The organism is Nonomuraea guangzhouensis (assembly GCF_019396345.1).
Lineage (GTDB): Bacteria > Actinomycetota > Actinomycetes > Streptosporangiales > Streptosporangiaceae > Nonomuraea > Nonomuraea guangzhouensis.
The window spans coordinates 228,515-253,512 of the sequence record NZ_JAHKRM010000020.1 but is presented as its reverse complement, the minus strand read 5'-3'; the positions used below and the strand labels follow the sequence as shown (position 1 = coordinate 253,512).

At 70.4% G+C, this 24,998-nt stretch carries 24 protein-coding genes; 9 read left to right on the top strand and 15 right to left on the bottom strand.

Annotated features, from left to right (window positions below; translation table 11 throughout):
* Positions 1-2: 2 nt before the first annotated feature.
* The 8 genes from KME78_RS37230 to KME78_RS37195 form a co-directional block, all read right to left on the bottom strand.
* Positions 3-2,276 carry a type IV secretion system protein gene (locus KME78_RS37230; RefSeq protein WP_219534129.1) on the bottom strand — a complete coding sequence of 758 codons (2,274 nt, stop codon included), beginning with the start codon at positions 2,274-2,276 and terminating at the stop codon, positions 3-5.
* Positions 2,273-4,753, bottom strand: a complete 2,481-nt coding sequence (locus KME78_RS37225; RefSeq protein ID WP_219534128.1) for an ATP-binding protein — start codon at positions 4,751-4,753, stop codon at positions 2,273-2,275. The genes KME78_RS37230 and KME78_RS37225 overlap by 4 nt, the downstream gene beginning before the upstream one ends.
* Positions 4,754-4,800: 47 nt before the next feature.
* The gene (locus KME78_RS37220; RefSeq protein ID WP_219534127.1) at positions 4,801-7,908 is read right to left on the bottom strand and encodes a TcpE family conjugal transfer membrane protein; all 3,108 of its coding nucleotides are present in this window, start codon (positions 7,906-7,908) and stop codon (positions 4,801-4,803) included.
* A gap of 56 nt (positions 7,909-7,964) precedes the next feature.
* Positions 7,965-8,219 carry a hypothetical protein gene (locus KME78_RS37215; protein ID WP_246652767.1) on the bottom strand — a complete coding sequence of 85 codons (255 nt, stop codon included), beginning with the start codon at positions 8,217-8,219 and terminating at the stop codon, positions 7,965-7,967.
* A gap of 72 nt (positions 8,220-8,291) precedes the next feature.
* A complete protein-coding gene (locus tag KME78_RS37210) occupies positions 8,292-9,044 on the bottom strand; it encodes a conjugal transfer protein (RefSeq protein WP_308127279.1) in 753 nt (250 codons plus the stop codon).
* 628 nt (positions 9,045-9,672) lie between these two features.
* Complete coding sequence (locus KME78_RS37205) at positions 9,673-9,972, bottom strand: hypothetical protein (protein ID WP_219534124.1); 300 nt, start codon at positions 9,970-9,972, stop codon at positions 9,673-9,675.
* 84 nt (positions 9,973-10,056) lie between these two features.
* Complete coding sequence (ychF, locus tag KME78_RS37200) at positions 10,057-11,133, bottom strand: redox-regulated ATPase YchF (RefSeq protein WP_219534123.1); 1,077 nt, start codon at positions 11,131-11,133, stop codon at positions 10,057-10,059.
* Positions 11,134-11,144: 11 nt separating this feature from the next.
* The gene (locus KME78_RS37195; RefSeq protein ID WP_219534122.1) at positions 11,145-11,918 is read right to left on the bottom strand and encodes a hypothetical protein; all 774 of its coding nucleotides are present in this window, start codon (positions 11,916-11,918) and stop codon (positions 11,145-11,147) included.
* A gap of 164 nt (positions 11,919-12,082) precedes the next feature.
* Between KME78_RS37195 and KME78_RS37190 the strand changes: the two genes are divergently transcribed.
* Positions 12,083-13,285: a DNA recombination protein RmuC gene (locus tag KME78_RS37190; RefSeq protein WP_219534159.1), complete on the top strand. Its 1,203-nt coding sequence runs from the start codon at positions 12,083-12,085 to the stop codon at positions 13,283-13,285.
* 13 nt (positions 13,286-13,298) lie between these two features.
* The gene (locus KME78_RS37185) at positions 13,299-13,808 is read left to right on the top strand and encodes a DUF6542 domain-containing protein (protein ID WP_219534121.1); all 510 of its coding nucleotides are present in this window, start codon (positions 13,299-13,301) and stop codon (positions 13,806-13,808) included.
* A 209-nt stretch (positions 13,809-14,017) separates the two neighbouring features.
* On the opposite strand, the gene KME78_RS37180 is transcribed toward KME78_RS37185, so the two are convergent.
* Positions 14,018-14,983: a 4-hydroxy-3-methylbut-2-enyl diphosphate reductase gene (locus tag KME78_RS37180; RefSeq protein ID WP_219534120.1), complete on the bottom strand. Its 966-nt coding sequence runs from the start codon at positions 14,981-14,983 to the stop codon at positions 14,018-14,020.
* Between the two features lie 98 nt (positions 14,984-15,081).
* On the opposite strand from KME78_RS37180, the gene KME78_RS37175 reads away from it, so the two are divergent.
* Both KME78_RS37175 and xseA read left to right on the top strand, forming a co-directional pair.
* Positions 15,082-16,305, top strand: a complete 1,224-nt coding sequence (locus KME78_RS37175; RefSeq protein WP_219534119.1) for a DUF8129 domain-containing protein — start codon at positions 15,082-15,084, stop codon at positions 16,303-16,305.
* Between the two features lie 27 nt (positions 16,306-16,332).
* The gene (gene xseA / locus KME78_RS37170; protein WP_219534118.1) at positions 16,333-17,598 is read left to right on the top strand and encodes an exodeoxyribonuclease VII large subunit; all 1,266 of its coding nucleotides are present in this window, start codon (positions 16,333-16,335) and stop codon (positions 17,596-17,598) included.
* Between the two features lie 12 nt (positions 17,599-17,610).
* Here xseA and KME78_RS37165 read toward each other — a convergent pair whose 3' ends face one another.
* The gene (locus KME78_RS37165; protein ID WP_219534117.1) at positions 17,611-18,192 is read right to left on the bottom strand and encodes a TetR/AcrR family transcriptional regulator; all 582 of its coding nucleotides are present in this window, start codon (positions 18,190-18,192) and stop codon (positions 17,611-17,613) included.
* Positions 18,193-18,294: 102 nt separating this feature from the next.
* Here KME78_RS37165 and KME78_RS37160 point away from each other — a divergent pair, with 102 nt between their 5' ends.
* Entirely contained in the window at positions 18,295-18,705 is a 411-nt protein-coding gene (locus KME78_RS37160; RefSeq protein ID WP_219534116.1) for a nitroreductase family deazaflavin-dependent oxidoreductase, read from the top strand.
* Positions 18,706-18,760: 55 nt separating this feature from the next.
* Here the strand turns inward: KME78_RS37160 and KME78_RS37155 are convergent, their stop codons facing one another.
* From KME78_RS37155 to KME78_RS37145, 3 genes are all read right to left on the bottom strand, one after another.
* Positions 18,761-18,997 carry an exodeoxyribonuclease VII small subunit gene (locus KME78_RS37155; RefSeq protein ID WP_219534115.1) on the bottom strand — a complete coding sequence of 79 codons (237 nt, stop codon included), beginning with the start codon at positions 18,995-18,997 and terminating at the stop codon, positions 18,761-18,763.
* Between the two features lie 81 nt (positions 18,998-19,078).
* The gene (locus KME78_RS37150) at positions 19,079-19,615 is read right to left on the bottom strand and encodes a DUF4245 domain-containing protein (protein WP_219534114.1); all 537 of its coding nucleotides are present in this window, start codon (positions 19,613-19,615) and stop codon (positions 19,079-19,081) included.
* 11 nt (positions 19,616-19,626) lie between these two features.
* Positions 19,627-20,238 carry a TetR/AcrR family transcriptional regulator gene (locus tag KME78_RS37145; protein ID WP_219534113.1) on the bottom strand — a complete coding sequence of 204 codons (612 nt, stop codon included), beginning with the start codon at positions 20,236-20,238 and terminating at the stop codon, positions 19,627-19,629.
* Positions 20,239-20,320: 82 nt separating this feature from the next.
* Here KME78_RS37145 and glpX point away from each other — a divergent pair, with 82 nt between their 5' ends.
* The gene (gene glpX / locus KME78_RS37140) at positions 20,321-21,355 is read left to right on the top strand and encodes a class II fructose-bisphosphatase (RefSeq protein ID WP_219534112.1); all 1,035 of its coding nucleotides are present in this window, start codon (positions 20,321-20,323) and stop codon (positions 21,353-21,355) included.
* A gap of 4 nt (positions 21,356-21,359) precedes the next feature.
* Here glpX and KME78_RS37135 read toward each other — a convergent pair whose 3' ends face one another.
* Positions 21,360-22,010, bottom strand: coding sequence for a DUF1707 SHOCT-like domain-containing protein (locus KME78_RS37135; RefSeq protein ID WP_219534111.1), 651 nt, complete (start codon positions 22,008-22,010; stop codon positions 21,360-21,362).
* A gap of 77 nt (positions 22,011-22,087) precedes the next feature.
* Positions 22,088-22,639, bottom strand: coding sequence for a TetR/AcrR family transcriptional regulator (locus tag KME78_RS37130; RefSeq protein ID WP_219534110.1), 552 nt, complete (start codon positions 22,637-22,639; stop codon positions 22,088-22,090).
* Between the two features lie 74 nt (positions 22,640-22,713).
* Here KME78_RS37130 and KME78_RS37125 point away from each other — a divergent pair, with 74 nt between their 5' ends.
* The 3 genes from KME78_RS37125 to KME78_RS37115 all read left to right on the top strand — a co-directional run bounded on the left by KME78_RS37125 (position 22,714) and on the right by KME78_RS37115 (position 24,966).
* Positions 22,714-23,421, top strand: a complete 708-nt coding sequence (locus KME78_RS37125) for an SDR family oxidoreductase (RefSeq protein ID WP_246652714.1) — start codon at positions 22,714-22,716, stop codon at positions 23,419-23,421.
* Positions 23,418-24,212, top strand: a complete 795-nt coding sequence (locus KME78_RS37120) for an SDR family NAD(P)-dependent oxidoreductase (RefSeq protein WP_219534109.1) — start codon at positions 23,418-23,420, stop codon at positions 24,210-24,212. Before KME78_RS37125 ends, KME78_RS37120 begins: the two co-directional genes overlap by 4 nt.
* A 64-nt stretch (positions 24,213-24,276) precedes the next feature.
* Positions 24,277-24,966, top strand: coding sequence for a DUF998 domain-containing protein (locus tag KME78_RS37115; protein ID WP_219534108.1), 690 nt, complete (start codon positions 24,277-24,279; stop codon positions 24,964-24,966).
* Positions 24,967-24,998 lie beyond the last annotated feature (32 nt).

Genomic DNA, 24,998 nt, shown 5'->3' with positions numbered 1-24,998 from the left:
GATCAGTCCCTGTCCGGATTGCTGGGCTTGAGCCAGAACGGCACGGACGGCTCGTCACCACTGGAGCCGCTGCCGCGGCGACTGCTCGGCAGCCAGAGCGGCGGCGCCTCGGAGGAGCGGCTCGCCGGCTCGTCGGCCGGGCGACGCGAACCCGAACCACCGCCGCCACCCGACGAACCACGACTCGCCGGCCGAGCCCCGCCCGAACCGCCGGAGCCGCCGGAACCACCCGAGCCGCCGGAACGACCCGAGCCACCCAGCCAGGACCCACCCGACCCGGAACCGCCCGATCGAGACCCGCCCGACCCGCCTGATCCGCCGAACCGGGTGCCACCCGACCTGGTGCCACCGGAGCCGCCCGAGCCACCACGTGAAGCCCAGCCGCCCCCGGAACGCCCGCCGAACCAGCCACCTCCGCCGCCCGCGCCGCTCCCGGCGCCGGCCGCGGAACCACCTGACGAGCCGCCCGACGCCCGGGCTCCACCGGATGCCGGAGTAGTGCCACGGGTACGGGTCGGCGTGCCGCTCAGGTTGAGCGGCGGCGCGGCCCCGGCACGCGGCGCCGGCACCTGCCGGCCCGCGGCCTTCCCGCCCTGCTGGTCGGTGTTCAGCGGCGCGGCCGTGGCGGGCACCCGGGTGCCGGACGCGGCCGTGCCCTCCGCACCCTCCTGCCCGCGGGCCCGCCCCTGGGCGACCGTGGCCGCGGCCGCCGCGGTGCCCGCCGAGGCGCCCATCGCGGCCGCCTGGACGAGGGGCTCGGCCTTGCGCGCGCCCCAGCGGCCGATCCTGGCCGCCGCCACCGGCGGCAGCGCCGAGGACGACCGCTCCAGTACGGAGGAGCTCGCGGCCTCGCCGAGCATCCGCGTGGTCAGCGTGTGCCCGTTCATCGAGGCGAACAGGTGCTGGAACGGCCGCCGGTAGAAGAACACCGCGATCGTCAGCAACGCCATGAACAGGATCTGCAACCCCCACGGCATGGCGGTCGAGATGATCAGCGCGTAGCCGTACACCAGCACGCCGAGCACGAGCGCGAGCACGGCCTGCCGGAGCAGCGTGCCGATCAGCATCTCCACCCACCGCATGGCGATGATCCGCCCGCTGCCCGGATGCACGCCGATCAGCAGGAACACCGGCCCGAGTATGAGCAGCAACAGGAACCCGACCTTCAGCACCAGCAGCGAGACCGCCACCAGGAAGATGAGCACCCCGGCGACCAGAGCGGCGATCAGCGCGCCGATGGCCACGCCGAGCCTGCTGGTCCAGTCCCGTCCAGAGAAGATCATGTAGCGCGAGTCGTTCTTGAGCTTCTCCGCGATCTCAGCGTATTTTGCCTGATGAGCGCCGACGTCTGGAGCCGGTTGATTGGCCGTTGCGGCCGGGATCGACTGGGTCTCCAGCATCGTCCGGCCGAAGTCGCGCACGATCGGCTGGTTGGGGTCGGCGGTGCCGAACATGCCCATCAGCCAGGGCTTGCAGACCAGCGTGGACCACAGCGCCTCGGCGTTCTGGTCGACCCCGGGCGTGCCGGTCTGGCCGTAGCCGCCCGCCTTGACCTGCGGGTTCGTCTGGCCGGGGCCGGGCAGGCAGGAGGCGCCGCCCGCACCGGGCAGGCCGGAGAAGGCCGAGTTGACCACCTCGCCGGTCTTGTCCGTGACGATCTTGCCGAGGCCGGTGAAGTCGCCGGGCCTGCTGAAGAACCACGTCGCGACCGTGACCGCGAGCACCATCCAGATCACGCCTTCGGCGGTGGTGGTGGCCCGCTTGCGGATCAGCCCGTACCAGGCCAGCCAGATGGCGCCGATGATGACCAGGGGCCGGAGCAACGGCCAGTACATGGCGTTCGACAGGTTCACCACGATGTCGTCGACCACGTCCTTGATGGACTGCAGCGGTCCTTCCGTGGCGGCGGCCTGGTACGTGGTGATGGTCACCCGGTCGATCGCCTTGGCCCACAGGAAGATCGTGTTGGCCCAGGTGTTGCCGAGCACCGCGGCGAAGTCGGAGCAGCCCAGGTCGTAGGTGTGCCAGAACTGCCCGCTCATGCCGAACTGGGCGTAGTTGGTGGTCGGCGCGGCCGGGGCGCCGCCCTCGGGCACGGGCGGCTGCATCATGCCGTCGGAGCCGCTGCCGATCACCTCGGGAGCGAGCGCGCCGGACAGGTCGCAGGGAGCCGCCGCGGTGGCGGGTGAGAGCGCGCCCACCACGATCGGCACCACGAGGATGCTCACGAGCAGGGCCAAAGCGAGCGCGAAACGTCTGGATAGCCGGAACTTCATGACCGCACCTCCTGCGCTCTGCCGCTTACTCCCCCTTGTCGATCATGATGCCCGCTGTCGCTGGGTTTGTCGTGTGTCGGATTCGTATCGAGCCAACGAAGCAGGTCATCGGAGATCAGGTCTACTCCGATGCGCCCCGCCCTGCCATCCAGATCGCGGAAAATGCATTCTCCGTTGCCGAGTGATCTCAGTACGGCCTTGTGTTCTTCCGACGCCTCCACGCCGAGCAGGGACATGACGTGATCGACCTCCACCCGCTCGGTGGACCTGAACGCGAAGACCGAGGACAGGCAGTTGGTGACCTGCTCGTTCAGCAGGTCACCGGCGTTCTGAGAGACGAGCACCAGCGCGGTGTTGCGGGAACGACCCATGCGGCTGACCTCCGGCACCAGCTTGGCGCCCTCCGGCGTGGACGTGATCGCCCACGCCTCGTCCAGGAAGATCGCCTTCGGCGCACGGCGGTCCAGGCTGTTCATCAGCCGCCGGGCGAACTGGGAGACCAGGTAGAGCAGCGCGACCGACAGCCGCTGCTCATAGGAGTAGTCATCACGCCCCGTCGCCACGTCGGGCAGCGTCAGGCCGCCGAGCGTGAACACGGTCGTCCAGCCCTCGGTGTCGACCTGGTCGCCTCCTGAAGGGTCGAAGCAGAGCTTGGCCAGCCGCATCTCCGACATGGAACGGAGCACGGCGCCCAGGTTCTTGGAGGCGGCGTCCGCGGACTGCTCCAGGAACTCCACCACCTTGCCGAGCGACGGATCCACCCCGTTGGACACGGCCGCGACGGCCTGGATCATCGCCGACTCGCGTTCCTCCGACATCCGGGGCAGCAGCAGCCGCAGTGTCTCCGTGGCCATGGTCTTCTTGGCCGCGATGTCGTCGCCGAACGAGAACGGGTCGAGCAGGCCGGGCGCGGCCGAGCCGAGCGGGATGACGCGGGCCTTGCGGTCGCGCTTCTGCAGCAGCTGGACCAGCGACTCGGCATCGCCCTTGGGGTCGATCACGGCGACGGTGACGCCGCGCAACGCCATCTGGTAGATCATCAGCAGCGCGAGTGTGGTCTTGCCGCCGCCGGGTTCGCCGGTGATCGCGATGGCCGTCGGCCGGTTGCGGGTGGCCGCGACCAGCGGGTCGAAGTGCACGATGCTGCGGGCCCTGCCGACGGTCTCGCCGATGTATGGACCGAGCCAGCCTTCGCTGCCGTCGCCCAGACGGTCGCCCAGGTCCACGGTCGCCGTGGCCATACCGCCGGCGATCGTCCGCAGCGGCTGCCGCTGGGCATAGGCGTTGACCCTGACCTTCTCCCCCGGCAGCGCCTCGCAGAACAGCGAGAACTGGTCACCGGTCGAGTTGACCACGTCGATGCCCATGTCACGGTAGTGCTCGACGACCGCTTCGACCCGCTGGACGCACATGTCCTCGGTCGGGGCCGACACGATCAGCCGGTGCCAGCCGTACACGAAGGGCAGTCGTTCCTTCGTGATGCCGTGCTCCAGCATGCGGGCCGCGTCGATCTGCTCGGCCAGCGCGAGCGGCGCCTCGGCGCCGGCCTCGCGGATGTGGATGTCCATGTCGCGCGCGTGCGCGAGCTTGCGCGCGACGTCCTTCGACGCCTTGACCGGCGGGATGAGCCGCATCCGCGACGAGACCTCGACGGGGAAGGGCAGTTGGTCGGCGAAGTGCAACCACGGCTCGCCGTCCGGGAACGGCATGATGTCCGGGAAGCGGGCGAACGACAGCTGCGCGACATAGGAGTCGCCCTGCGGCTGCACGATGCGCAGCAGCGACCTGCCGTTGTGGATCTCACCCTCGACCAGCGACTCGATCTCGCCCTTGCCCCAGCGCCGCTTCGGGCTCGCCGACGGCGGCGGGTCACCGAGCGCGCCCGCGGCCGAGTGCTGGAACAGCCACGCCACCTCAACGGAGGTGGCGTGCCTGGCGTAGAGGGCGCTGGACGCGAGCGCCCGGCCCAGGCGTTCGGCCTGTTCGGTCCATCTGCCGATCTCGCTGTCCGGCACATGGTCGTCCTCGATCCCGAGCGCCTTCTCCGTACGCTGGTAGAAGCCGAAGAGCTGCGAGAACACGCCGTCGCCCATCTGCTTGCCCCGAGGGCCGAGGCGGACGCCGAGATAGACCTCCTTGGACCAGAAGTCCTTGGCCCAGACGTGCCGGTACATCTCCTCCAGATAGTCGCGCCAGCCCGACCCCTCGTCGGAGGTGGCGTTGAGCGCCATCGCCCATTCGGCCGCGGGATAGGTGCGGTGCGCGACCCTCAGGTGGACCTCGGCGTCGGGCATCCTGATCGTGGCCAGCGCGATCGTGATGTTGGTGGCCAGCGCCTCACGCTCTTCGGGCGTGACGAACTCATAGCTGACCGTCGGAAGGCGGAAATACGCCCATGCGGAGGTGTTGGTGAGCAGGATGCGGTCGTCGAAATAGCGGACCGCCAGGCGCTGATGCGCTCGTGACGCCCTGCTCATGCCGCCCCCTCGGCGCATGAACAAGTCAGACCTGCTCGCACGTTCACTTATCGCTCACCGATTCTCGTGCCCGGGGGGTCACTCGCCAACTCCTCTTCGCTCGGACGGACCGTCTTTGCCGCAAAGCCCGCGACCACGACCCCGGCGAGGGCGAGATAGGCCCGCCGCCCGGCCGCGCGCAACTGCCCGGGATCGACGACCCCGTCGCCACCCGGCGCCAGGTCGTCCTCCCAGGGGACCCTGACGATGGCCCGGCACCTGCCGCGGGCCACCGACTCCGCCTGCTCGACGTCGGCCATCGAACGCCTGCTCACGCCGTTGACCACCATGACCGCCCGCCTGCGCAGGTCCGCGCAGCCGTGCCCGTCGAGCCACTCGTACGTCATCGCCACCGCCTCCGCCGCCTCCTCACTCGCCGGGACCACCAGGACCAGCTGGTCGGCGTACGGCAGCACGCGGGCCGCGAGCGCGGCGGCCGGATCCATGACGGCCAGCTTGTAGTGCCGGTCGAGCAGGTGCATGACCTGGCCCAGCCGATGGTCGGAGAACAGCGTCCGGTCGGACAGCCGCTGCTCGGCGCCCGCGTCGGTGTCGGCGCCGATCACCTCGAGCCCCGACGTGGTGCGGGTGGTGTAGCCCCGCATGGTCAGATAGCCGCTGACCCGGTCGAGCCCGGACAGCAGCGAGGCCAGCGTCTCGGGGGTCTCCGGTTCGATCTTGCTGGTCAGGGTGTTGCCGCCGGTGTTGGCGTCGATGGCCACGACCCGGTCGTCGCGATACGTGGCGAACGTGTGGCCCAGCATCAGCGCGGTCGTGCTCTGCCCGGCGCCGCCGGTGCAGCCGAGCACCACGACCCGGCGACTGCCGCTGAACACCGCCCGCGCCCTGGCCTCGTCGACCTCCGACCCGTCGGTCCGCACATTGCCACCACCGACGACCACCTGCGCGATCCGCCGCCAGCCACCGGAGTCGCGACCCACCACGGACTCGACCCGCCGCACCCGTTCGCCAGGCTTGGGCCCCGGAGCGACCTGCCTGGCCGCAGGCGCCCGCCCGCCCGGCTCCCTCTCACCGGGCCCACTCTCGAACGTCCCGCTTCCTGCCGGCTCGGCCCTGGACGCTGCGGCCCTACCGGGCTCACTCGCATCCGACCCGGCTCGCCCACTCCTCGCGGGGCCGACGTCCTGACCGGCCCTCTCGGTCTTGGCGGGGCCGACGTCCTGACGGGCCCGCTCGCTCCTGGCGGGGCCGATCTCGTGGACGGATGCGGTGGTCGTGGGCTCGTCGCGCCCAACTGGAGCCGTCTCCTGCGCCTCGTCGTCGCCCGTCACCGGCCGGATGAACCGCACCGGCTTGCCCTCGGGACTGAGCGGCCAGAGCCGTTGCGCGTCCGGCAGCACCAGCGACGGGCCCTGCCTGGGCGGCTGCCCCTTCCGGTGCTGATCACGCGCCACCTCGTCCGCCCCAGGCGCACGAACCTCCTCGGAAACACCCGCGTCCTGCCGCGACCCCTCACCCGAGGACCCGCCCGCCTCCGCTCGCCGCCCCTCCTCCACGACTCCACCAGCCGCGACATCCCGAGACCCCACTCCACCGCGCAACACCTCAGTGCGCGCCGCCTCCGGATCCGCTGTCTCCGAGCCCGCTGTCTCTGGGCGGGTCGCCTCAGCGTGCGCCGCCTCCTGGGGGATCGCATCCGCATGCGTCGCTTCTGCGCGCCCAACCTCCTGGCGGGTCACCTCAGCACGGGTCGCCTCCGAGCGCGCCGCCTCCAGACCCGCTGTCTCCGAGCCCGCTGTCTCCGGGCGGGTCGCCTCAGCCTGCGCCGCCTCCTGGCGGGTCACCTCCGCACGGGTCGCTTCTGCGCGCGCAACCTCACCACGCGCCGCCTCCTGGCGGGTCGCATCCGCGCGCGCCGTCTCTGCCCGGGCCGCGTCCGCGCGCGTCACTTCGGTGCGCGCTGTCTCGCTGGGCGGCGGGGTGTCGGCGCTCGCGGCGAGTTTGCGGAGCCGCCGGAGTGCCTCCGTGTCGATCGGCTTCCCGGACGCGGCGGGCCGGTCCACACGCGACGCGTTGCGGCCCTCCGCAGCCCCTTCCGGCGACTGCGACTCGACCGGCGTCTCTCGTACTTCTCGCGTTCCTCGTACTTCCCGCGTTTCCCGTACGGCGTGCGCTTCCTGAACGGCCTGCGACTCGTCAGCTCCCGGCACGAACCCAGCCATGCGGCCGACGTCAGAGACGCCCTCCCGAGCCGCGCCCTTCCCGCGCACAACCGAGGCCGGCGAGTCTCCCCGCCCCCCGGTCCGCGGCACTTCGTCGCGCCCCGCGGCGCCCCGGCGCCGCTCGTCCGCCTGAGGGACCTCATAGTCGTCCAGAGGCGTCCCCTCCGACCGCGTACCTCCCCGCGACCCCATCCCCGACGACGACCGAGAGCCCATCGCGAGTGTCTTGTCCGGGCTCGTGGGGGTCTCAGACTGGGCAGCCAGGTCGGCGCCCAGGGCGGGGGCGGTGCCGCGGCGCGGGGCCGAGCCCCAGCCGGGACGGGCGGGCCTGGACTCCGCGACCGGAGCCTGCGCCGCCGCCGCGGCGGCAGCCGCGACCGCGGGGCGGACCTGGCGCGGCCCGGTCACCGGCTCGGCGCCGACAGCCGGCTTCGTCCCGGTGGCAGACAGATTGCTCCCGGCGGCAGACAGTTTGGTCCCGGCGACGGACTCGGCGGCGATGGCGAGCTCGGCGCGGCGCTTGCGCTGGGGCTGGCGCGCCTTGCGTGGCGCCTTGGCCCGCTTGGGCGTGACCCGCCAGACGCGGCCCGCGAAGGTGATCACCTCGGGCTCGGCCGTCGGCGCCATCCGGCACCAGGCCCGCGGCTCGCCCACGTAACGCAGCTGCGACTGCAGGAGCTCGGTCAGGCGCTTGTTCTCGATCACCGGCCGGGTGGACAGCCAGGTGACGATGCCCGGCGGCACCAGGTAAAGCACGTGCCATGGTGCGTGAAATTGGATGCCCACGAGCATGAGGAGCAGGGACCATGGAGCCAGGACGCCGACGAACACGCCGATCCACACGATGGGGAGCGGCATCGGCAGCCGTAGGTCGTACAGCTTGTAGAGCCGCTTCTCGATTCGCCAAATATTGGTATACGTGGGCAGGTCCACGCGGTCCTCCTCTCCACCCGCTCGTACAATGACCGCCCCTGAGCGGTCTCAACCCTTTACTTGATGCCCAGTGCTCCCGCGATTGCCTTCGCCGTCACCTCAATGATGTTGGGAACGTAGAAGATCACGCCGATGGCGATGGCCAGGATGAGGAACTGGACGAACCTCGTGATCTCCCTCGTGAAGAGGAAAAAGAGGGCGACCACGGATACGACGACGAGGAAGAGCGGAGCGAAGAAGGCCCGCAGGAAGTTGGCGAGCCCCGCGGAGTCGATCCCGGTGGGGGCGGGCGTTGGCGCCAGTTCGATCATGTTGAGCAGTATCGTTTTCAAGATCACTTCTTTGTCCTCCCGGGGTTACCGATCAGCAGTGCGTGAGTGCGTCTACCCAACGGCCCGACCGGCGCCGCGGATGTCATCGACGTACCATTTGTCGCCCTGCTTCTCGACGGTGAGGCGATATGCCTGCTCCAGGCGGGCACCGGCCGCGTTGGGGTCGGTGCTAGTCGGGTCGGCTGACGGGGCCGCGCCGTTGGGCACGCTCCACACCACGACCACCTGGATCTCCCTGGTGGCGCCCCCCACAGGCACCACGATCTCCTTGAGCTCGGCGAAGGTGAAGGCCCCGCCGAAACTCGCGATGCTCTTGCCTGCGGCGACATAGCGCTGCAAGCCCGTCGTGTCGCCCGAGCCGTAGTTCTTGAAGAAATCTTCCATCTGCGGCTTGAGCTCGGCGGCGACGGCGTCGTCGTTCTCGGGCTTGGCGAGCTGGGGCAGGTCGGCCCGGCCCGGTGCGGGCAGTATCGCGGGCCGACCGGAGACGACGAACTTGCCGGTGCCGTCAGCCGAGTAATAGATCGGGACCGACAGCATCATCCGGCGGGAGCCCGTCTGGAAGGCCACGGTGACGATCGCGTCGTTGGCGTCGGTGGCCTCGATGTCGTACGGCTGGATCGCGACGGCGGCCAGCTTGCCGTTGCCGTCCCAGCCCATCTGCTGATCCATGCCATCGGCCAGGAACGCGGCCAGCTTGCCCGACCTGCTCTGCGCGTCGGCTGGACTGAAATTCAGATAGACGCCGGCGAACTGGGCGGCGAACGCCATGCCACGGTCGACCGGGAATCCGTGATTGGCCACGGGCGCCTCATTCGGAGTCGCCGTGCTCCCCTGAGTAAACCTCTCAAATGGGGCACGGACCCCATTGACCACGATAACTGCGATAAGTGCCCAGAGAATGATGCGACCGGTCCACACCAGCCATCGCCCGCCGGCGCCCGACCAGCCGCCACGGCGCGGCCTGCGGGCAGGCGACACGTCGAAATCGGCCATGTCTTGGCGTGCCGAAAGCTCGGGGTCGCCAGGGATCCGAGGACCCTGCTGGACGGTTGACCTACGAGCCATCACGCCTCCGCTCGCGCCGATCCCCCGGGCTGGCGCGGTGTCGTCCGTTGCCGATCCCCATCATCTGCGGTAAAGCAGTCACACTACCTGCCTCCGCCATTGTTCCAGGAAAGCCACGCCCATGCTGCAGGCATCGCCGTCCATGGGCAAACCAGGTGCGCATGACACGCTGGAGCGCCAACCCTTGCAATTTGCCCTGCCAAATGGGCATTTGACCAGGCCAGAGGCCGGTATTGGCATAGCCCGGCGGCCATGGATTCCTGTCCAAAGCAGCCATGGACTCTCTTTGACCTGCGGAATTGGTATAGCACGCGAACGGCCGCACACCCCCTCAGGGGCCTGCGGCCTGGTGCGTGGCGCGCCCTCAGGCAGGCTCTGGGTCCTGTCCCGGGTCGTGTCGTCTCCTGCTCCGCAGATCGACCACCGTGGGCCGTACCGACCGCTCCAGCGAGCCGCGGAGGTCTTCGAGCATGGTGGCGGCGTCCTGGTCACGTATCCGCGTGGCGAGCTCTTCGCGCTCGTCCACCTTCCTGCGCAGGTACTCCTCGCGATTGACGCGCAGGCCGTACATGAGCTCGACCCGCAACAGGGCGAGCTCCTCTTCGAGGCTGATACCCGTGAGTGAAGGTGCTGGACGTCGTTTCCGGATGATGCGACGGATCATGAGGGCCCTCCCGAGTCAGCGTAAACGCTGTGACGATTCGACGCGTAGGGGCCCAAAGTGGTTGACGTCTCACCTATCCGGAAATCAGACGTTAAAGCGGAACTCCACCACGTCACCGTCACGCATGACGTAGTCCTTGCCCTCGATGCGGGCCTTGCCCACCGAGCGGGCGCTGGCGATCGAGCCCGCCTCGACCAGGTCGTCGAACGACACGACCTCGGCCTTGATGAAGCCGCGCTGGAAGTCGGTGTGGATCACGCCGGCGGCCTCGGGGGCGGTGGCGCCCTTGCGGATCGTCCAGGCCCTGGTCTCCTTGGGCCCGGCCGTCAGGTAGGTCTGCAGGCCGAGCGTCTCGAAGCCCACCCTGGCCAGCTGCGACAGGCCGGACTCCTCCTGGCCCACCGACTGCAGCAGCTCCAGCGCCTCCTCGTCGTCGAGCTCCACCAGCTCCGACTCGATCTTGGCGTCGAGGAAGACCGCCTCGGCCGGGGCGACAAGGGTGGAGAGCTGCTCTCGGAGCGCCGAGTCGATCAGCTCGTCGGCGTCGAGGTTGAACACGTACAGGAACGGCTTGGCCGTCAGCAGGTGGAGCTCGCGCAGCTCGTCGCGGTCGAGCCCGCTCTCGAAGATGGTCTTGCCGGTCTCCAGCACGGCCAGCGCGGCCTCGGCGGCCTCCAGCGCGGCCTTCTTGTCCTTGTTGTGCCGCGCCTCCTTCTGCAGGCGCGGGACGGCCTTCTCGACCGTCTGCAGGTCGGCCATGATCAACTCGGTGTTGATGGTCTCGATGTCGCGCTTGGGGGAGATCTCGCCGTCGACGTGCGTGACGTCGGGGTCGGTGAAGACCCGGATCACCTGGCAGATCGCGTCGGTGTCGCGGATGTTGGCGAGGAACTGGTTGCCCCGCCCCTGCCCCTCCGACGCGCCCTTGACCAGGCCCGCGATGTCGACGAACTCCACCTTGGCGGGCAGCACCTTGGCCGAGGAGAAGATCTCGGCCAGCTTGGGCAGGCGGTCGTCGGGCACGCCCACGATGCCCACGTTGGGCTCGATGGTGGCGAACGGGTAGTTCGCGGCTAGGGCGTTGCCGGTCTTGGTCAACGCGTTGAAGAGCGTGGACTTGCCGACGTTGGGCAGACCGACGATGCCAATGGAGAGACTCACGTTTGGCGAGTTTACTTGCTCACAAGACGCAGGCAGGTCACGGGACGATAGGCGCCCCGAGCCTCCAGGTAGCGCTCGGAGCCGTCCGGGCAGCTTTCGGCGGACTCGGCGAAGGCGTCCACCCGCGCCCAGGCCCTCTTCGACGCGCAGGAGACCCGGTCGATCGCCGACCTGGTCACCACGCCGGGGCCCGGCTCGGCCACGCACATTCCCCGGTCGAGCACCTTGCCGCCGGCGCCGAGACAGATCACGGCGTCGCCGGTCAGCGTGCCGGGTGCCGCGTGGTCGAAGGTGAGCGTGTCGAGGGTGGTCGCGGGGCATTTAGACGGTGTACGGACGAGCGCGACGGCTCTGCCGTACCAGCCGGACTCGGAACACGGCCGCTCGCGGCCGTCGAGCGCGACGCAGTCGCCCGGCCTGAGCACTCCCCCGCCACCGCCCGGCGCGCCGGGGTGCGGGTCGAGGAAGTTGCGTACGCAGGCCGCGCGCCCTCCGTCGATGCGCAGGACGTCGTCGACGTCGTCGGGGCAGGCGCCGGGACCCGGCGGATCGGCGGTCACGGCGACCACCTCGGAGTCGCCGCCGTTGCACGGCGTCAGGTCGTAGCGCTCCGCGGAACCGCGCACGCACGCGCCGGGCTCCCACCGCAACGCCGGTCCGGGGTCCGGAGCGGCGACGGGGCTCGCGGAGTGGGCGCGGACGACGACCGCCGCCAGCGCGAGCACGCCGGCCGTCACGGCGAGCGCCGCCACGAGCGGCAGCGCGCCCCGCGATCCGGTAATCATACAGACACTCTGAGTGACCATCGGGGAGCCGCACAAGCGGAACGCCCAAGCGTGTCGGACAGATCCACGACCGATGTCCTGCAATCATCAATGGAGTGGATAGCGATGGAGTGGATGTCGTCTCGCTTCTCATCGGCCTGGCCGTTGGGTTGGCCATCGGGTTCATGATCGCCCGCACCCGGGCGGCGGTGCGCGTGGCGGAGTCCGAAGCCAGGGCCAGATCGACCGCCGACAAGCTCGTCTACGTCGAGGAGCAGCTCGCCGAGCGCTTCCAGGCCCTGTCCACCCGGGCGCTCGACGTCAACAACATCCGCTTCCTGGAGCTGGCCGAGACCAGACTGGCCGCCAGCCGCGCCGAGGCGAGCGGCGACCTCGACCAGCGCAGGCAGGCGGTCGAGCATCTGGTCGAGCCGCTGAAGGACGCGCTCACCCGGGTCGAGGCGCAACTGCGCGACACCGAGTCGGGGCAGCGTGCCGCCCGTGCCGAGCTGGCCAAGCAGATGGAGTTCGTCCGGCAGAGCAATGTGGAGCTGCGTTCGCAGACCACGGCGCTGGTCCGGGCGTTGCAACGGCCCGAGGCCCGCGGCCGGTGGGGCGAGCTGCAGTTGCGCAGGGTCGCCGAGATCGCCGGGATGCAGCGCTACTGCGACTTCGACGAGCAGGTCACCGAGGGCGCCATGCGGCCCGACATGATCGTGCGGCTGGCCGGCGGCAAGAACATCGTGATCGACTCCAAGGTGTCGCTGGCCGCCTACCTGGAGGCCGCGGAGGCGTCCGACGACTCGCTGGCCACCGTACGGCTCGACGCGCACGCCCGGCACGTACGCGAGCACGTCGACCGGCTGGCCGCCAAGACGTACTGGCAGGGGTTCAACCCGTCGCCGGAGTTCGTGGTGCTGTTCATCCCCGGCGAGGCGTTCCTGGCGCCCGCGCTGGAGCGGGATCCGGCGCTGCTGGAGTACGCGATGACGCGCCGCGTGCACATCGCCACCCCGACCACGTTGATCACCATGCTGCGCACCGCCCAGTACGCCTGGCAGCAGGCCGCGCTGAGCGAGAACGCGCGCGCGGTGTTCGAACTGGGCAAGGAGCTGTACGAGCGGCTCTCGTCGTTGGGAAGGAATGTCGAGTCCCTGGGCAAGTCCCTGACCCGGGCCGTCGAGGCGTACAACAAGACTGTGGGATCCCTCGAAAGCCGCGTACTCGTCAGCGCACGCAAGCTGCACGATCTGGGCGTCGTCGACCGCGAGCTCGACTCTCCGGAGATGCTGGAGGGCCTGCCCAGGCCACTGGCCTCGCCCGAACTGCTGGAAACCTCGTCTCTGATCTCGCACGCGAACGGTAAGTTGGCCAACGGGTCGCAGTAGGGGGGCGGGGGCAATGAGTGAGAAAGGCAAGCGATCGGCCGTCAGGCTGACCGCTCGCGGTGCCATCGCGCTCGCCCTGATCGCCACATTGGCGGCCTATGTCGTGGCCGCCCTGATCAACCTGCCGATCGTGGTCGGGCCGGTGTTCGTGGTGGCGAGCCTGCTCGGCGTGCTCCTGGTCAACCCGCGCGAGCTGCTGTCGCTGGTGGTCACGCCGCCGCTGGTGTTCTTCGTGGCGACGCTCTTCGTCGAGCTGGGCCGGGCGCTCGGCTCGGTGTCGATCGCGCAGTCGCTCCTGCTCGGTCTGATCGCCTCGCTGTCGCAGGGGGCGCCCTGGCTGTTCGCGGGCTCGGCGATCGTGCTCGTCGTCGCCTGGCGCCGGGGGCTGCGCGACAACGTACGCGACCTGCGTGAAGAGCTACGGGCGGGCGCCGAGGTGCCGCGCCCGCGCCAGTCGTTCGTACCGGAGCCGGAGGGCTACTTCGAGCCCAAGGTGTACGGCACGCCACGCACCGAGGACTGACCCGACGCAGCCGACGAGCTGCCGGCCGCGTCCCACGGCGGGCTGATCATCTAGAACGCATGGTGGGTCGCCTATCGAGGGCCCCCGCCACACGGCGGACCGCCTATCAAGGACCGGCCAGGCCAAACGGCAGCACGCCTGTCGAGGACCAGGCGGGCCGCGCGGCACCCGGGACCGCCCGGGGGCCGACGCGGCCGCGCGGGCGGAGGTCAGGAGACCCGGAGGTCCTTGCGGAGCTCGTGGGGAAGGGCGAAGCGCACGCTCTCGTGGACCGGCTCGACCTCCGCGACGTCGTCGAACCCGTGCGCGGCCAGCCGGGCGAGCACCTCGGCGACCAGCTCTTCCGGCACCGAGGCGCCGCTGGTCACGCCGACCGTGGTCACGCCGTCGAGCCACTCGTCGCGGATGAAGGTGGCGTTGTCGACCAGGTAGGACGCGTCGGCGCCGTAGTCCTTGGCCACCTCGACCAGGCGCTTGGAGTTGGAGGAGTTTTCCGACCCGACCACGATGACCAGCTGCGACTCGGCGGCGATCTCCTTCACCGCGACCTGGCGGTTCTGGGTCGCGTAGCAGATGTCGTCGCTGGGCGGGTCGATCAGCGTGGGGAAGCGCTCCTTGAGCTTGGCCACCGTCTCGTTGGTCTCGTCGACCGAGAGCGTGGTCTGCGACAGCCAGACCAGCTTGGACGGGTCCTTCACCTGGATCCGGTCGACGGAGTCGAGGCCGTCGACAAGCTGGATGTGCTCGGGCGCCTCACCGGCGGTGCCTTCGACCTCCTCGTGCCCCTCGTGCCCGATGAGCAGGATGTCGTAGTCCTGGCCGGCGAACCTCTTTGCCTCGTTATGCACCTTAGTGACCAGTGGGCAGGTAGCGTCGATCGTGCGCAACCCGCGCTGCTTGGCTTCGTCGTGTACGGCGGGCGAGACGCCGTGGGCCGAGAACACCACGATCTCGCCCTCAGGCACCTCGTCGGTCTCCTCGACGAAGATCGCGCCTCTGGCCTCCAGAGTCTTGACCACATGCGTGTTGTGCACGATCTGCTTACGCACGTAGACAGGCGCCCCGTACTGTTCCAGGGCTTTCTCGACCGCCACCACGGCTCGATCGACTCCGGCACAGTAGCCGCGTGGCCGGGCTACGAGGACTCGGCGGGAAGTGGGGGTCTGGGGCTCCATACTTCTTATGCTACGTGGAGCGACCAACAGGCCCGCGCGTGCGTGGTTGCCCGCCGTGCCAGACTGGCCGTCCAATACAGACCTCCCAGGGAGACGTCATGTCCTTCAGCGACGTGATACGCAACATCACGAAGACCATCACCAACAAAGACGAGCTGAAGGAGAAGGCGAAGGACCTTCCGCTGCTCGTGATCCAGACCACTCTGAGCGCGGCCGGTCAGGCACTGCTGGTCGTCGATCGGATGAAGAACTCGATCAAGGGACTGGGCAGCAAGGAGGACAAGGAGGCGGACTACGACTCCCGCCCGTCCGCCGCCGACCAGGTGGCCGCGCCCGCGCCGGCGGATGAGACGGTGGCGGAGAAGCCCGCTCGCAAGGAGCCGGTCATCTTCGCGCCGCGCCCCACCCCTTCGGACGCCCCCGCGCCCAACGGCTCCGCCAAGACCAAGCCGGACCCGGTCATCTTCAGCCCGGCGGCCAAGCCGAAGCCCGAGGCCACCACCGAAACCGCCGCCGCGCCCGCCCCGGCGACCGCCCCCGAGCCGACCGTCGCCCCCGAGCCCGAGCCCGAGCCCAAGGCCGAGGCCGCCGCCGTCGTCCCCGAGCCCGCCGTCGCGGCTGAGCCCGAGGTCGCCACGGTCGAGCCCGCCGTCGCCCCCGAGCCCAAGGCCACCCCCGAGCCCGAGGCCGCCTCTGTCGCGCCCGAGCCGACCGTCGCCCCTGAGCCTGAGGTCGCCGCCGTCGTCCCCGAGCCCGCCGTCGTCCCCGAACCGACCGTCGCGCCCGAGCCTGAGGTCGCCGCCGTCGAGCCCGCCGTCGCCGCCGAGCCGGTGGCCGCGCCGGAGCCGGTCGTCGCGCCGGAAGCCGCTGAGGTCAAGCCCAAGCGGGCCGCCAAGCCGCGTGCCGCCGCCAAGCCGAGGGCCGCCGCCAAGGCCAAGCCCGCCACGGAGCCGGCAACCGCCACCGAAGCGACCGCCACCAAGGCAACCACCGCCAAGCCGAGGGCCGCTGCCAAGGCCAAGCCCGCCGCGGAGCCGGCGGCCGCTGCCGAAGCGACCGCCACCGAAGCGACTGCCACCAAGGCAACGGCTGCCAAGGCGACCGCCACCAAGGCGGCGGCCCCCAAGGCGGCCGCCAATGGGCTGGCCGAGCCGCTGCCCGGCTACTCCGAGCTGACCGTCGCCTCGCTGCGCGCCAGGATGCGCGGCAAGTCGGCCGAGCAGATCACCGAGCTCATCGCGTACGAGCAGGCCACGAGCGCGCGCGCCGAGGTCGTCCGGATGTACGAGAACCGCCTGGCCAAGCTGCAGGCCGGGGAATAAGTCGCCCTGGCACCGTAGTCTTCCGACATGACCTCGAAGACCTCGCCCGAGTCTCCGCTGCCGATCCGCACCGTCCTGCAGATGGTGGGCGGCTGGATCGGCAAGCTGGGCACGGTCTGGGTCGAGGGCCAGATCACCGACCTGAGCGCGCGTGGCGGGACGGTGTTCATGACGCTGCGCGACCCGGTGGCCAACGTGTCGGCCCGGGTCACCGCCCCGCGCGGCGTCTACGAGGCGGCGGTGCCGCGCCCGGCCGACGGCGCGAGGGTCGTGGTGCACGTCAAGCCCGACTTCTGGGTCAACAGAGGCTCGTTCGCCTTCACCGCGCTGGAGATCAGGCCGATCGGCGTGGGCGAGCTGCTCGCGCGGCTCGAACGGCTGCGCCAGCTGCTGGCCGCCGAGGGCCTGTTCAACGCCGACAGGAAGCGGCGGCTGCCGTTCCTGCCCGGCACGGTCGGGCTGATCTGCGGCCGTGACTCGGCGGCGGAGCGCGACGTGCTGGAGAACTCCCGGCGCCGCTGGCCCGCCGTGCGCTTCAAGGTCGAGGAGGTGGCCGTCCAGGGTCCGTACGCCGTGGGCGAGGTCACCGAGGCGCTGCGTAAGTTCGACGCGGACCCCGAGGTCGAGGTGATCGTCATCGCCCGTGGCGGCGGCTCCCTGGAGGACCTGCTGCCGTTCTCCGACGAGACGCTGGTGCGGTCCGTGGCCGCCTGCCGCACACCGGTGGTGAGCGCGATCGGCCACGAGCAGGACAGCCCGCTGCTCGACCTGGTGGCCGACGTGCGGGCCTCGACGCCGACCGACGCCGCCAAGAAGGTGGTGCCCGACGTGGGCGAGCAGCTCACGCTGGTGCGCCAGTTGCGCGACAGGGGGCGCAGGGTGCTCGGCGGCTGGCTCGACCGGGAGATGTCCTGGCTGACGTCGGCGCGCTCCCGGCCTTCGCTGGCCGACCCGGTGCGCGGGCTCGAACGCGGTGCCGAGCAGGTCGACGCGCTCCGCGACCGGGCCAGGCGCTCGCTGAGCGGTTCGCTCGACCGCGCGGAGGACTCGCTGTCGCATCTCCGTGCCCGGCTCGTCGCCCTGTCACCCGCCGCCACGCTGGAACGCGGCTACGCCATCGTCCAGGATCCGTCCGGGGAGGTCGTCCGGCTGGCCAAGAACGTGGCCCCCGGCTCCGTGCTGACGATCAGGTTCACGGACGACCGCCTGACCGTCCGTACGGAAGACGGCACGTCACCAACCACCACCAAACCCCGCAAACCCCGTAAGAAGGCCTCCGACGAAACCGGCTGAACCCTTCGAGCCTCACGCCCTGATCGCCTGGGTCAGGGCGTCGAATCCGGCCTTGATCTCCTCGACCGACATGCCGCGTACGTCCCGCTGGTGGCGGAGCAGATGGGCGCTGATCGGCGCCAGCAGCGCGTCCGCCAGGAAGTCCGCGCCTTCTGGCCGCACCTGGGCGAGCAGCGCGGCCAGGTGGGTGTGGTGCACCCTGTACGGCCCGCTGAGCCGGGCGGCCGGCGGCCCGAGCTCCAGCAGCAGGAACAGATCCAGCTGCTCGACCACCCGATCGATCAGCGCGTGCAGGAACGCCCTGATCCGCTCGGCAGGAGGCGCCCCCGGCCCGACCGGCGGCGGGCCGTTCAGGAAGGCCGCCTGGAAGCGCCGCTCCCGATCGTCGATCAGCGCCAGCACCAGCCCGGCCCGATCCCCGAATCGACGGTAGACCGTGCCGACCCCCACGCATGCCCCACGGGCGACCTCGTCGAGGGAGAGCTGGTCAACGGAGCCGTCGGCGATCATCTTGGCGGCCACCTCGATGATCTTCTGCCTGTTGCGTGCCGCGTCGGCCCGCTCGGGCTGAGGCTGCCCGAGGATCGGTAGCATTCGGCGCTCACACACAGGGCGAGCATAATCGTTGTAACCGGAAATTTCTCCGGTTAGGCTGGGCGCCTTAACCGGAGAAATTTCCGATTCAAGGAGTCGAGCATGGCCAACGATTTCAACGAGAAGATCATCGCCGAGTTCCGTGCCAACGAGGGCAAGGTCGGCGGCATGTTCGAGGGTGCCAACCTGGTGCTTCTCACGACCACGGGCGCCAAGAGCGGCAAGCGCACGACGAGCCCGGTGATGTACTTCGAGGACGGTGGCCGCTACATCGTCATCGCCTCGTACGCGGGCGCGGACCACAACCCGGCGTGGTATCACAACCTGGTCGCCAACCCGGAGGTGACCGTCGAGATCGGGACGGAGACGTTCGAGGTCACGGCCGAGGTCGTGGGGGACGAGGAGCGCGACAAGCTCTATGCCAAGGTGGTGGAGATCGCCCCGGGCTTCGCGGAGTATCAGGAGAAGACCACCCGCCGCATCCCGGTGGTGGCCCTTCACCGCGCCGCCTGAGCCGGCTACCACGCCTGACGCGACGAGCGGCGGGAACGCCTGACCCGATGAGCGGCTAGAACGGCGCGTCGTCCGACTGGTCGGCGGTGGGATCGGCGCGGCGGGCCATGGCGGCGGCGAGCTTCACCCTGGCGCCCTGCAACCACTCCTCGCAGATGGCGGCCAGCTTCTCGCCGCGCTCCCACAGCTCGATCGACTGCTCCAGGGTGAGCCCGCCCGTCTCCAGGCGGCGCACCACCTCGGTCAGCTCCTCGCGGGCCTGCTCGTATGAGGGTGCCTTCTCGTCTGCCACGCGCACCACCTTAGGGTCAGGAACCGACATCCGCGCCCCGGCCCACCGAGGAGCCCGTCAGGGAGCTCGCCGAAGAGAGCGTCAGCCCGTCGCCTTCGGCCGCTGCCGCAGACCGGCGGCCAGCTCACCCAGCTCGGCCCAGTCGGCCGTGCCGGTGACGACCAGCGTGACCTCCGGCAACTTCCGGACCAGGGAGCGCTGGTTCTTGTCCTCGCGGAAGCGCTGCTCCCACGGCTGCCCGGCCACCTGCTGGGTGCCCACGACCCGGTTGGAGTTGGCCATCCGGTCGGCGAACCCGGCGGCCGGCTTCTCGTCGCTCTGCACGAACATGGCGTGCTGCATCTTGGCCGTCGCGTAGCCCAGGTAGAGCACCTTGGCCCCGCCGGAGCCGTTGGCGATCTTGTTGCTGTTGGGGACCCAGCCCGCCGGGTCCTTCGCGGGCGCCCACACCTGGTACGGCACGTCATGGCCGAAGTTGGCGACGGTCATCGAGTAGTCGAGCTTGGGGATGTGCTGCTCCCGGCTCTGCGGCGTGACCAGCAGGAACAGCCCCACCCCCACGAGACAGACGAGCAGGGCTACCGCGTAGCCGTAGAAACCTTCGGTGAACCGTCGCACAACTGGCGAGATTACCCGCTGGCAGGGTCGCCCGCCGAAGCGGCCGGGCGGATCTGGCCGATGATGGCGAGCACGTCCGCGGCCAGCTTGGGGTCGTCCGAGAGCACGACCTCGGAGACGGCGGCCGCCAGGGCGCCGGTGAGGACGACGACCAGGGCCCCCTCGTCGTCCTCGAAGAGCGCGGCGTTGCGCTCGGCCCACTTGCGCAGGCGGGCGCGCATGACCAGCTCGAAGCCGGGCGGCCCGTCACCACGCAGGAACAGCGCGGCGAGCTCGCGTTCCTCGATGCAGCCGTCGAGGTAGGCGCGGGCGGCGCGGATGAAGACCCGCATCGGGTCGTTCTCTCCCTCGGCGCGGGCCTCGCGGGCGGCCTGCTTGGTCCGCTGGGCCTGCCTGGCCTGCCACTCCTCGAACAGCGTGAGGTAGAGGTCGGCCTTGCCGGAGAAGTGGTGGTAGAGGCTGCCGACGCTGGCATCGGCCTTGGCCACCACATCGGTCACGCCGGCCTCGGCGAAGCCCTTGGAGACGAAGACATCGCGGGCGGCCTGGAGTAGCGCGCTGCGCGTGGCCGCACCTCGCCCGGAGGTGCGGGCTGTCGCCGGTTGTTCCACATCGCTGCTCATGGCAGGCACATTATCCTCCGCTGACCGGGGATACAGGGACAACTACCATCGAGACAGTTTGTCCACAAGGAGGGCCTTCATCATGTCCGATCAGTCGTCCGTACCCCCAGCGCTGGCCACGGGAGAGCGCGCCCCTGATCGCAACCTGGCTCTGGAACTCGTACGCGTCACCGAGGCGGCCGCGATGGCGGCGGCCCGCTGGGTGGGCAGAGGGGACAAGAACGGCGCCGACGGCGCGGCGGTGAACGCGATGCGCCAGTTGATCAACACCGTGTCGATGAACGGGGTGGTGGTCATCGGGGAAGGCGAGAAGGACCACGCCCCGATGCTGTTCAACGGCGAGCGCGTCGGCGACGGCAGCGGCGCCGACTGCGACGTGGCCGTCGACCCGATCGACGGCACCCGGCTGACCGCGCTCGGCATGCCCGACGCGGTGTCGGTGATCGCGGTGAGCGAGCGTGGCTCGATGTACGACCCGTCGGCCGTGTTCTACATGGAGAAGCTGGTCACCGGCCCCGAGGCCGCGGACGTGGTCGACATCGAGGCTCCGGTGTCGGCGAACATCCAGGCCGTCGCCAGGGCCAAGGGGTGCTCGGCCTCCGACGTGACGGTCGTCGTACTCGACCGCCCGCGCCACGAGCAGATGGTCAAGGAGATCAGGGAGACCGGGGCACGGATCAAGTTCATCGTCGACGGTGACGTGGCGGGCGCGATCATGGCGGCCCGCGCCGACACCGGGATCGACCTGATGCTGGGCATCGGCGGCACGCCCGAGGGCATCGTGGCCGCGTGCGCGCTCAAGTGCCTGGGCGGCGTGATCCAGGGCAAGCTGTGGCCGCGCGACGACGCCGAGCGGCAGAAGGCGATCGACGCCGGGCACGACCTCGGCCAGGTGCTGACCACGAACGACCTGGTGCGGTCCGAGGACGTGTTCTTCGCGGCGACGGGCATCACGCAGGGCGAGCTCATGCAGGGCGTACGGTTCAGGGGCGGGGTGGCGCTGACGCACTCGCTGGTGATGCGCGGGCGTTCCGGCACCATCCGCAAGGTCGACAGCGAACACCAGCTCTCGAAGCTGCGCGCCTACAGCGCGATCAACTTCGACACGGCCGGATAGCGGCTCAGCGGCGGCGCTTGCGGCGCGGTGGTTCCTTGACCTTGACGTCGCCCGCGAAGTTCGTGGTGCGCACCTCGACCACCGGCGCTTCCGGCTCGGTCGGCTGCTTGGTCAGCCGGACCGTTCTGCCCTTCGCGACGCGGATCACCTCGAGACCCTCGGGCACGTGGATCTCTAGGCCGCCGAAGACCAGCGTGGCGTTGATCACGATGCGCCGGTTCTGCAGGATGGCTTCGCGGAGGTCCAGCTTGGTGGTGCCGAACATGGCCGTGACGGCCAGCTCAGCGGGCACCACCCAGCGTCCGCCCCGCTGCTCCTGCTTGAAGAACGCCGACACCGGCCGGCCGTCGAGGTTCAGCGGCTGCTGCTCGGCGGGCAGCAGGTCGGCCGTCACCGCGGCGAGCTCGCCCAGCGTCCGCGCCGAGTAGACCACCCCGAGCCGTTCCTCCAGCTCGTCGAGCATGAGGCGGCCGTCGGCGTGGGCGTCCTGCAGCACCTGGACGAAACGCTCGCGATCGTCGTCGGAGGCCCGCAGTTCGTGCGGGCGCGGGGTGCTTTCATCCTCTTTGGGGCGGCGCGCCGAGACCCATTCCTCGGCCAGCCGTTCTCCGACTTCTTGTAGGCGTGGCAACCAGGATCCCGGGCGTTCATTCACACTTCTGACGATATCCGGCAGCCGGGCTGTTCGCTCGTGCCTCGGGCGCCGCCCCGGCCAAAAGTCCGCGCCGAAAGTCAGCCGATCCGCGCGACCAGGGCCGCGATCTCCTCCGCGAGGGTCTCGTCGACTTCGGCGTGGCGGTTGAGCAAGCGGTACCACATGGCGCCGAAGATCAGATCGACCGCGAGCTCCACGTCCACGTCGGCGGGGAGCGCCCCGCGTTCCAGCACCGAGCGCAGGGCCTGCCGACGCGGGCCGATGAGCCTGGCCCGCAGCTCGGCGCCGAACGCGGGGTCGGACTGGGCCTCGGCCATGAGACCCACGACCACCTGCCCGGCCACGCCGTGGGCCAGCGCGAAGGTCTCGCGCAGGAACGCGACCAGGTCCGCGCCCGCGTCGCCGCTGACGGGTGGGTGCCGCAGCTCGGCGCCCACCAGGTCGGTCATCGCCTCCATCAGGACCTCACCCTTGGACTGCCACCAGCGGTAGAGGGTCTGCCTGCCGACACCCGCCGCGTCGGCGATGCCCTTCAGGGTGACATTCGGGTATCCGTCGCGCTCGCACAGCTCGATCGCGGCCTTGAGGATCGCCTTCCTGGCCTCCTCGCTGCGTGGTCTGCCTACCATGCCCGCCACTTTACAAGACACCGTGCCTCGTTTTATAGTTTCGAGGCAAGATGTCTCGAAATAGGAGGAACACGATGCGAGTCGTGATCATTGGCGGCACCACGGGCATCGGGCTGGCCACGGCGGCCCGGCTGGCGGGCGACGGCGCCGAGGTCGTCATCACCGGCCGGTCCGCCGAACGGGTGGCGGCCGCGGTGAAGCAGTTGGGCGACCGGGCCTCCGGCGAGGCCGTGGACGCCCGTGACACCGAGGCGATGCGTGGTTTCTTCAGCCGGACGGGCGTCGTCGACCATCTGATCATCACCGTGACCGGCCGCGGCCCCGCCGGGCCGCTGCGCTCGCTGACGCAGGAGGCGCTGCTCGGGGCCGTACAGAACAAGCTGATCCCGCATCTGCTGACCGCGCAGGCCGCGCTGGACGTGCTCGACCCCGAGGGTTCGATCACGTTCGTGACGGCGGCGTCGGCGGGCTCGGCCTTCCCCGGCGTCTCCGCCCTGGCGGCGGTGAACGGCGCGATCGAGTCCGCGGTGCCCGGTCTGGCGGTCGAGCTCGGCCCGATCCGGGTGAACGCCGTCTCCCCCGGCGTGATCGACACCGAGTGGTGGTCCGGGCTGCCCGCCGAGGCGCGGGCGGCCATGTTCGCCGACTTCGCGGGGCTCTCGCCGGTCGGCCGGGTGGGCAGGCCTGAGGACGTCGCGGCGACGATCGCCTATGTCGTGGGCAACTCGTTCGTCACCGGAACGGTGCTGACCGTCGACGGAGGAGGCAGGCTGAAGGCATGAGGACGATCCTGATCACCGGCGCGACGGACGGGCTCGGGCGGGAGCTGGCGCGCCGGCTCGCCGCCGGCGACCGCGTCATCGTGCACGGTCGCGACCCTGAGCGGGTACGGCAGGCACGGGCCGCTGCGGGCGGCACCACCGAGGGCATCCTGGCCGACCTGGCCGACCTGAGCCAGGTGGACCGGCTGGCCGACGAGGTGCTCGACCGGTTCGACCGGATCGACGTGCTGGTCAACAACGCCGGAATGGGCGGCGGCCCGCCGGGCGCCGGCCGCGAGGAGAGCAAGGACGGCGTCGAGCTCCGCTTCGCGGTCAACTACCTGGCCGGATACCACCTGACCCGGCGGCTGATCCCGCTGCTCGTCACGTCGGCGCCGGCGCGGGTGGTGAACGTCGCCTCGGCCGGGCAGCAGGCGATCGACTTCGCCGACCCGATGCTGACCCACGGCTACGGGCGGCAGCGCGCCTACAGCCAGAGCAAGCTCGCGCAGATCATGTTCACCTTCGACCTGGCCGAGGAGCTGGCCGAGCAGGGCGTGACCGTCAACGCCCTGCACCCGGCCACGTACATGGACACCACCATGGTCCGCGAGGCGGGGGCGCCGGTGATGAGCACGGTCGACGAGGGCGTGGCGGCGACGCGGCGGCTGATCGACGGGCTCGACGGCGTGAGCGGCCACTACTTCAACGGGCAGCGGGAGAGCCGGGCCGACGCCCAGGCCTACGACCGCGCGGCGCGGAAGCGGCTGCGCGAGCTCAGCGATGACCTCGTACGACGGGCGCTGGGCTGATCCACAAGGAATCCGTGCCCCATTCCTGCCGTTGTCTCGACAAAGACGGCGGAGAGGGGGCCTCGTGCATCAACCCGCACGATGGGGACTCGGCGCGGTGGCGGTCGGCGCCACGGTGATCATCGGTCTCGATGTGACCAACCTCGGCGAGATCGACCCGCTGCGGCGGACCATCAGCCAGCACGGCCTCGGGCCCGAGGGCTGGATCTTCGAGCTCGGGGTCGCGGTGCTGGCGGCCGGGTCCGCGGCGATCTGCGTGTCGCTGGCCCGCAGGCGGCTGGCCGGGATCGTCGGCACGCTGACGCTGACGCTCTGGTGCGCCGGGCTGTTCGTCGCCGCCTGGTTCCCCAAGCAGGACTGGTCCCTCGCGCCGACCTTGAGCGGCAGCCTCCACCGGGCCGGCAGCTTCGTGGCCTTCCTCAGCCTGCCCATCGGAGCCGTGGTCATCGCGCGGTCCTGGCGGCGCGCGGAGCGGCGGGGGGCCGCGCTGACCGCGTTCGCGTTCGGGCTGGGCTCGGTGCTGTGGGTGGCGGGCATGGCCGCGATGGCGCTGTACGGAGCGCACAACGGGCTGCCGTGGTGGCGGGTCATGCCGCTCGGCCTGGTCGAACGGGTGCTGGCGGTCACCGAGGTGGCCGCGCTGATCGCCCTGGGCGTCTGGGCCGCCGCGCACACGCCGGCGCTCGCAAGATCACAAGGTGGGTCACAGAGCGGCGACGAGGTGGCGAAAGAGCTGGCCAAGCGGCTAACCTGACCGCGCCTCACGTTCCCCCCATCTGGAGGCCG

Bases quoted from the DNA above. Each gene is read 5' to 3' on its own strand.
- KME78_RS37190 (WP_219534159.1), top strand. From the start codon at position 12,083: ATGATCGCCCGCACCCGGGCGGCGGTGCGCGTGGCGGAGTCCGAAGCC.
- KME78_RS37225 (WP_219534128.1), bottom strand. From the start codon at position 4,753: ATGAGCAGGGCGTCACGAGCGCATCAGCGCCTGGCGGTCCGCTATTTC.
- KME78_RS37165 (WP_219534117.1), bottom strand. From the start codon at position 18,192: ATGCTACCGATCCTCGGGCAGCCTCAGCCCGAGCGGGCCGACGCGGCA.
- KME78_RS37145 (WP_219534113.1), bottom strand. From the start codon at position 20,238: ATGAGCAGCGATGTGGAACAACCGGCGACAGCCCGCACCTCCGGGCGA.
- KME78_RS37120 (WP_219534109.1), top strand. From the start codon at position 23,418: ATGAGGACGATCCTGATCACCGGCGCGACGGACGGGCTCGGGCGGGAG.
- KME78_RS37175 (WP_219534119.1), top strand. From the start codon at position 15,082: ATGTCCTTCAGCGACGTGATACGCAACATCACGAAGACCATCACCAAC.
- KME78_RS37160 (WP_219534116.1), top strand. From the start codon at position 18,295: ATGGCCAACGATTTCAACGAGAAGATCATCGCCGAGTTCCGTGCCAAC.
- KME78_RS37130 (WP_219534110.1), bottom strand. From the start codon at position 22,639: ATGGTAGGCAGACCACGCAGCGAGGAGGCCAGGAAGGCGATCCTCAAG.
- KME78_RS37185 (WP_219534121.1), top strand. From the start codon at position 13,299: ATGAGTGAGAAAGGCAAGCGATCGGCCGTCAGGCTGACCGCTCGCGGT.
- KME78_RS37180 (WP_219534120.1), bottom strand. From the start codon at position 14,983: ATGGAGCCCCAGACCCCCACTTCCCGCCGAGTCCTCGTAGCCCGGCCA.
- xseA (WP_219534118.1), top strand. From the start codon at position 16,333: ATGACCTCGAAGACCTCGCCCGAGTCTCCGCTGCCGATCCGCACCGTC.
- KME78_RS37230 (WP_219534129.1), bottom strand. From the start codon at position 2,276: ATGAAGTTCCGGCTATCCAGACGTTTCGCGCTCGCTTTGGCCCTGCTC.
- KME78_RS37125 (WP_246652714.1), top strand. From the start codon at position 22,714: ATGCGAGTCGTGATCATTGGCGGCACCACGGGCATCGGGCTGGCCACG.
- KME78_RS37195 (WP_219534122.1), bottom strand. From the start codon at position 11,918: ATGATTACCGGATCGCGGGGCGCGCTGCCGCTCGTGGCGGCGCTCGCC.
- KME78_RS37215 (WP_246652767.1), bottom strand. From the start codon at position 8,219: ATGATCGAACTGGCGCCAACGCCCGCCCCCACCGGGATCGACTCCGCG.
- KME78_RS37205 (WP_219534124.1), bottom strand. From the start codon at position 9,972: ATGATCCGTCGCATCATCCGGAAACGACGTCCAGCACCTTCACTCACG.
- glpX (WP_219534112.1), top strand. From the start codon at position 20,321: ATGTCCGATCAGTCGTCCGTACCCCCAGCGCTGGCCACGGGAGAGCGC.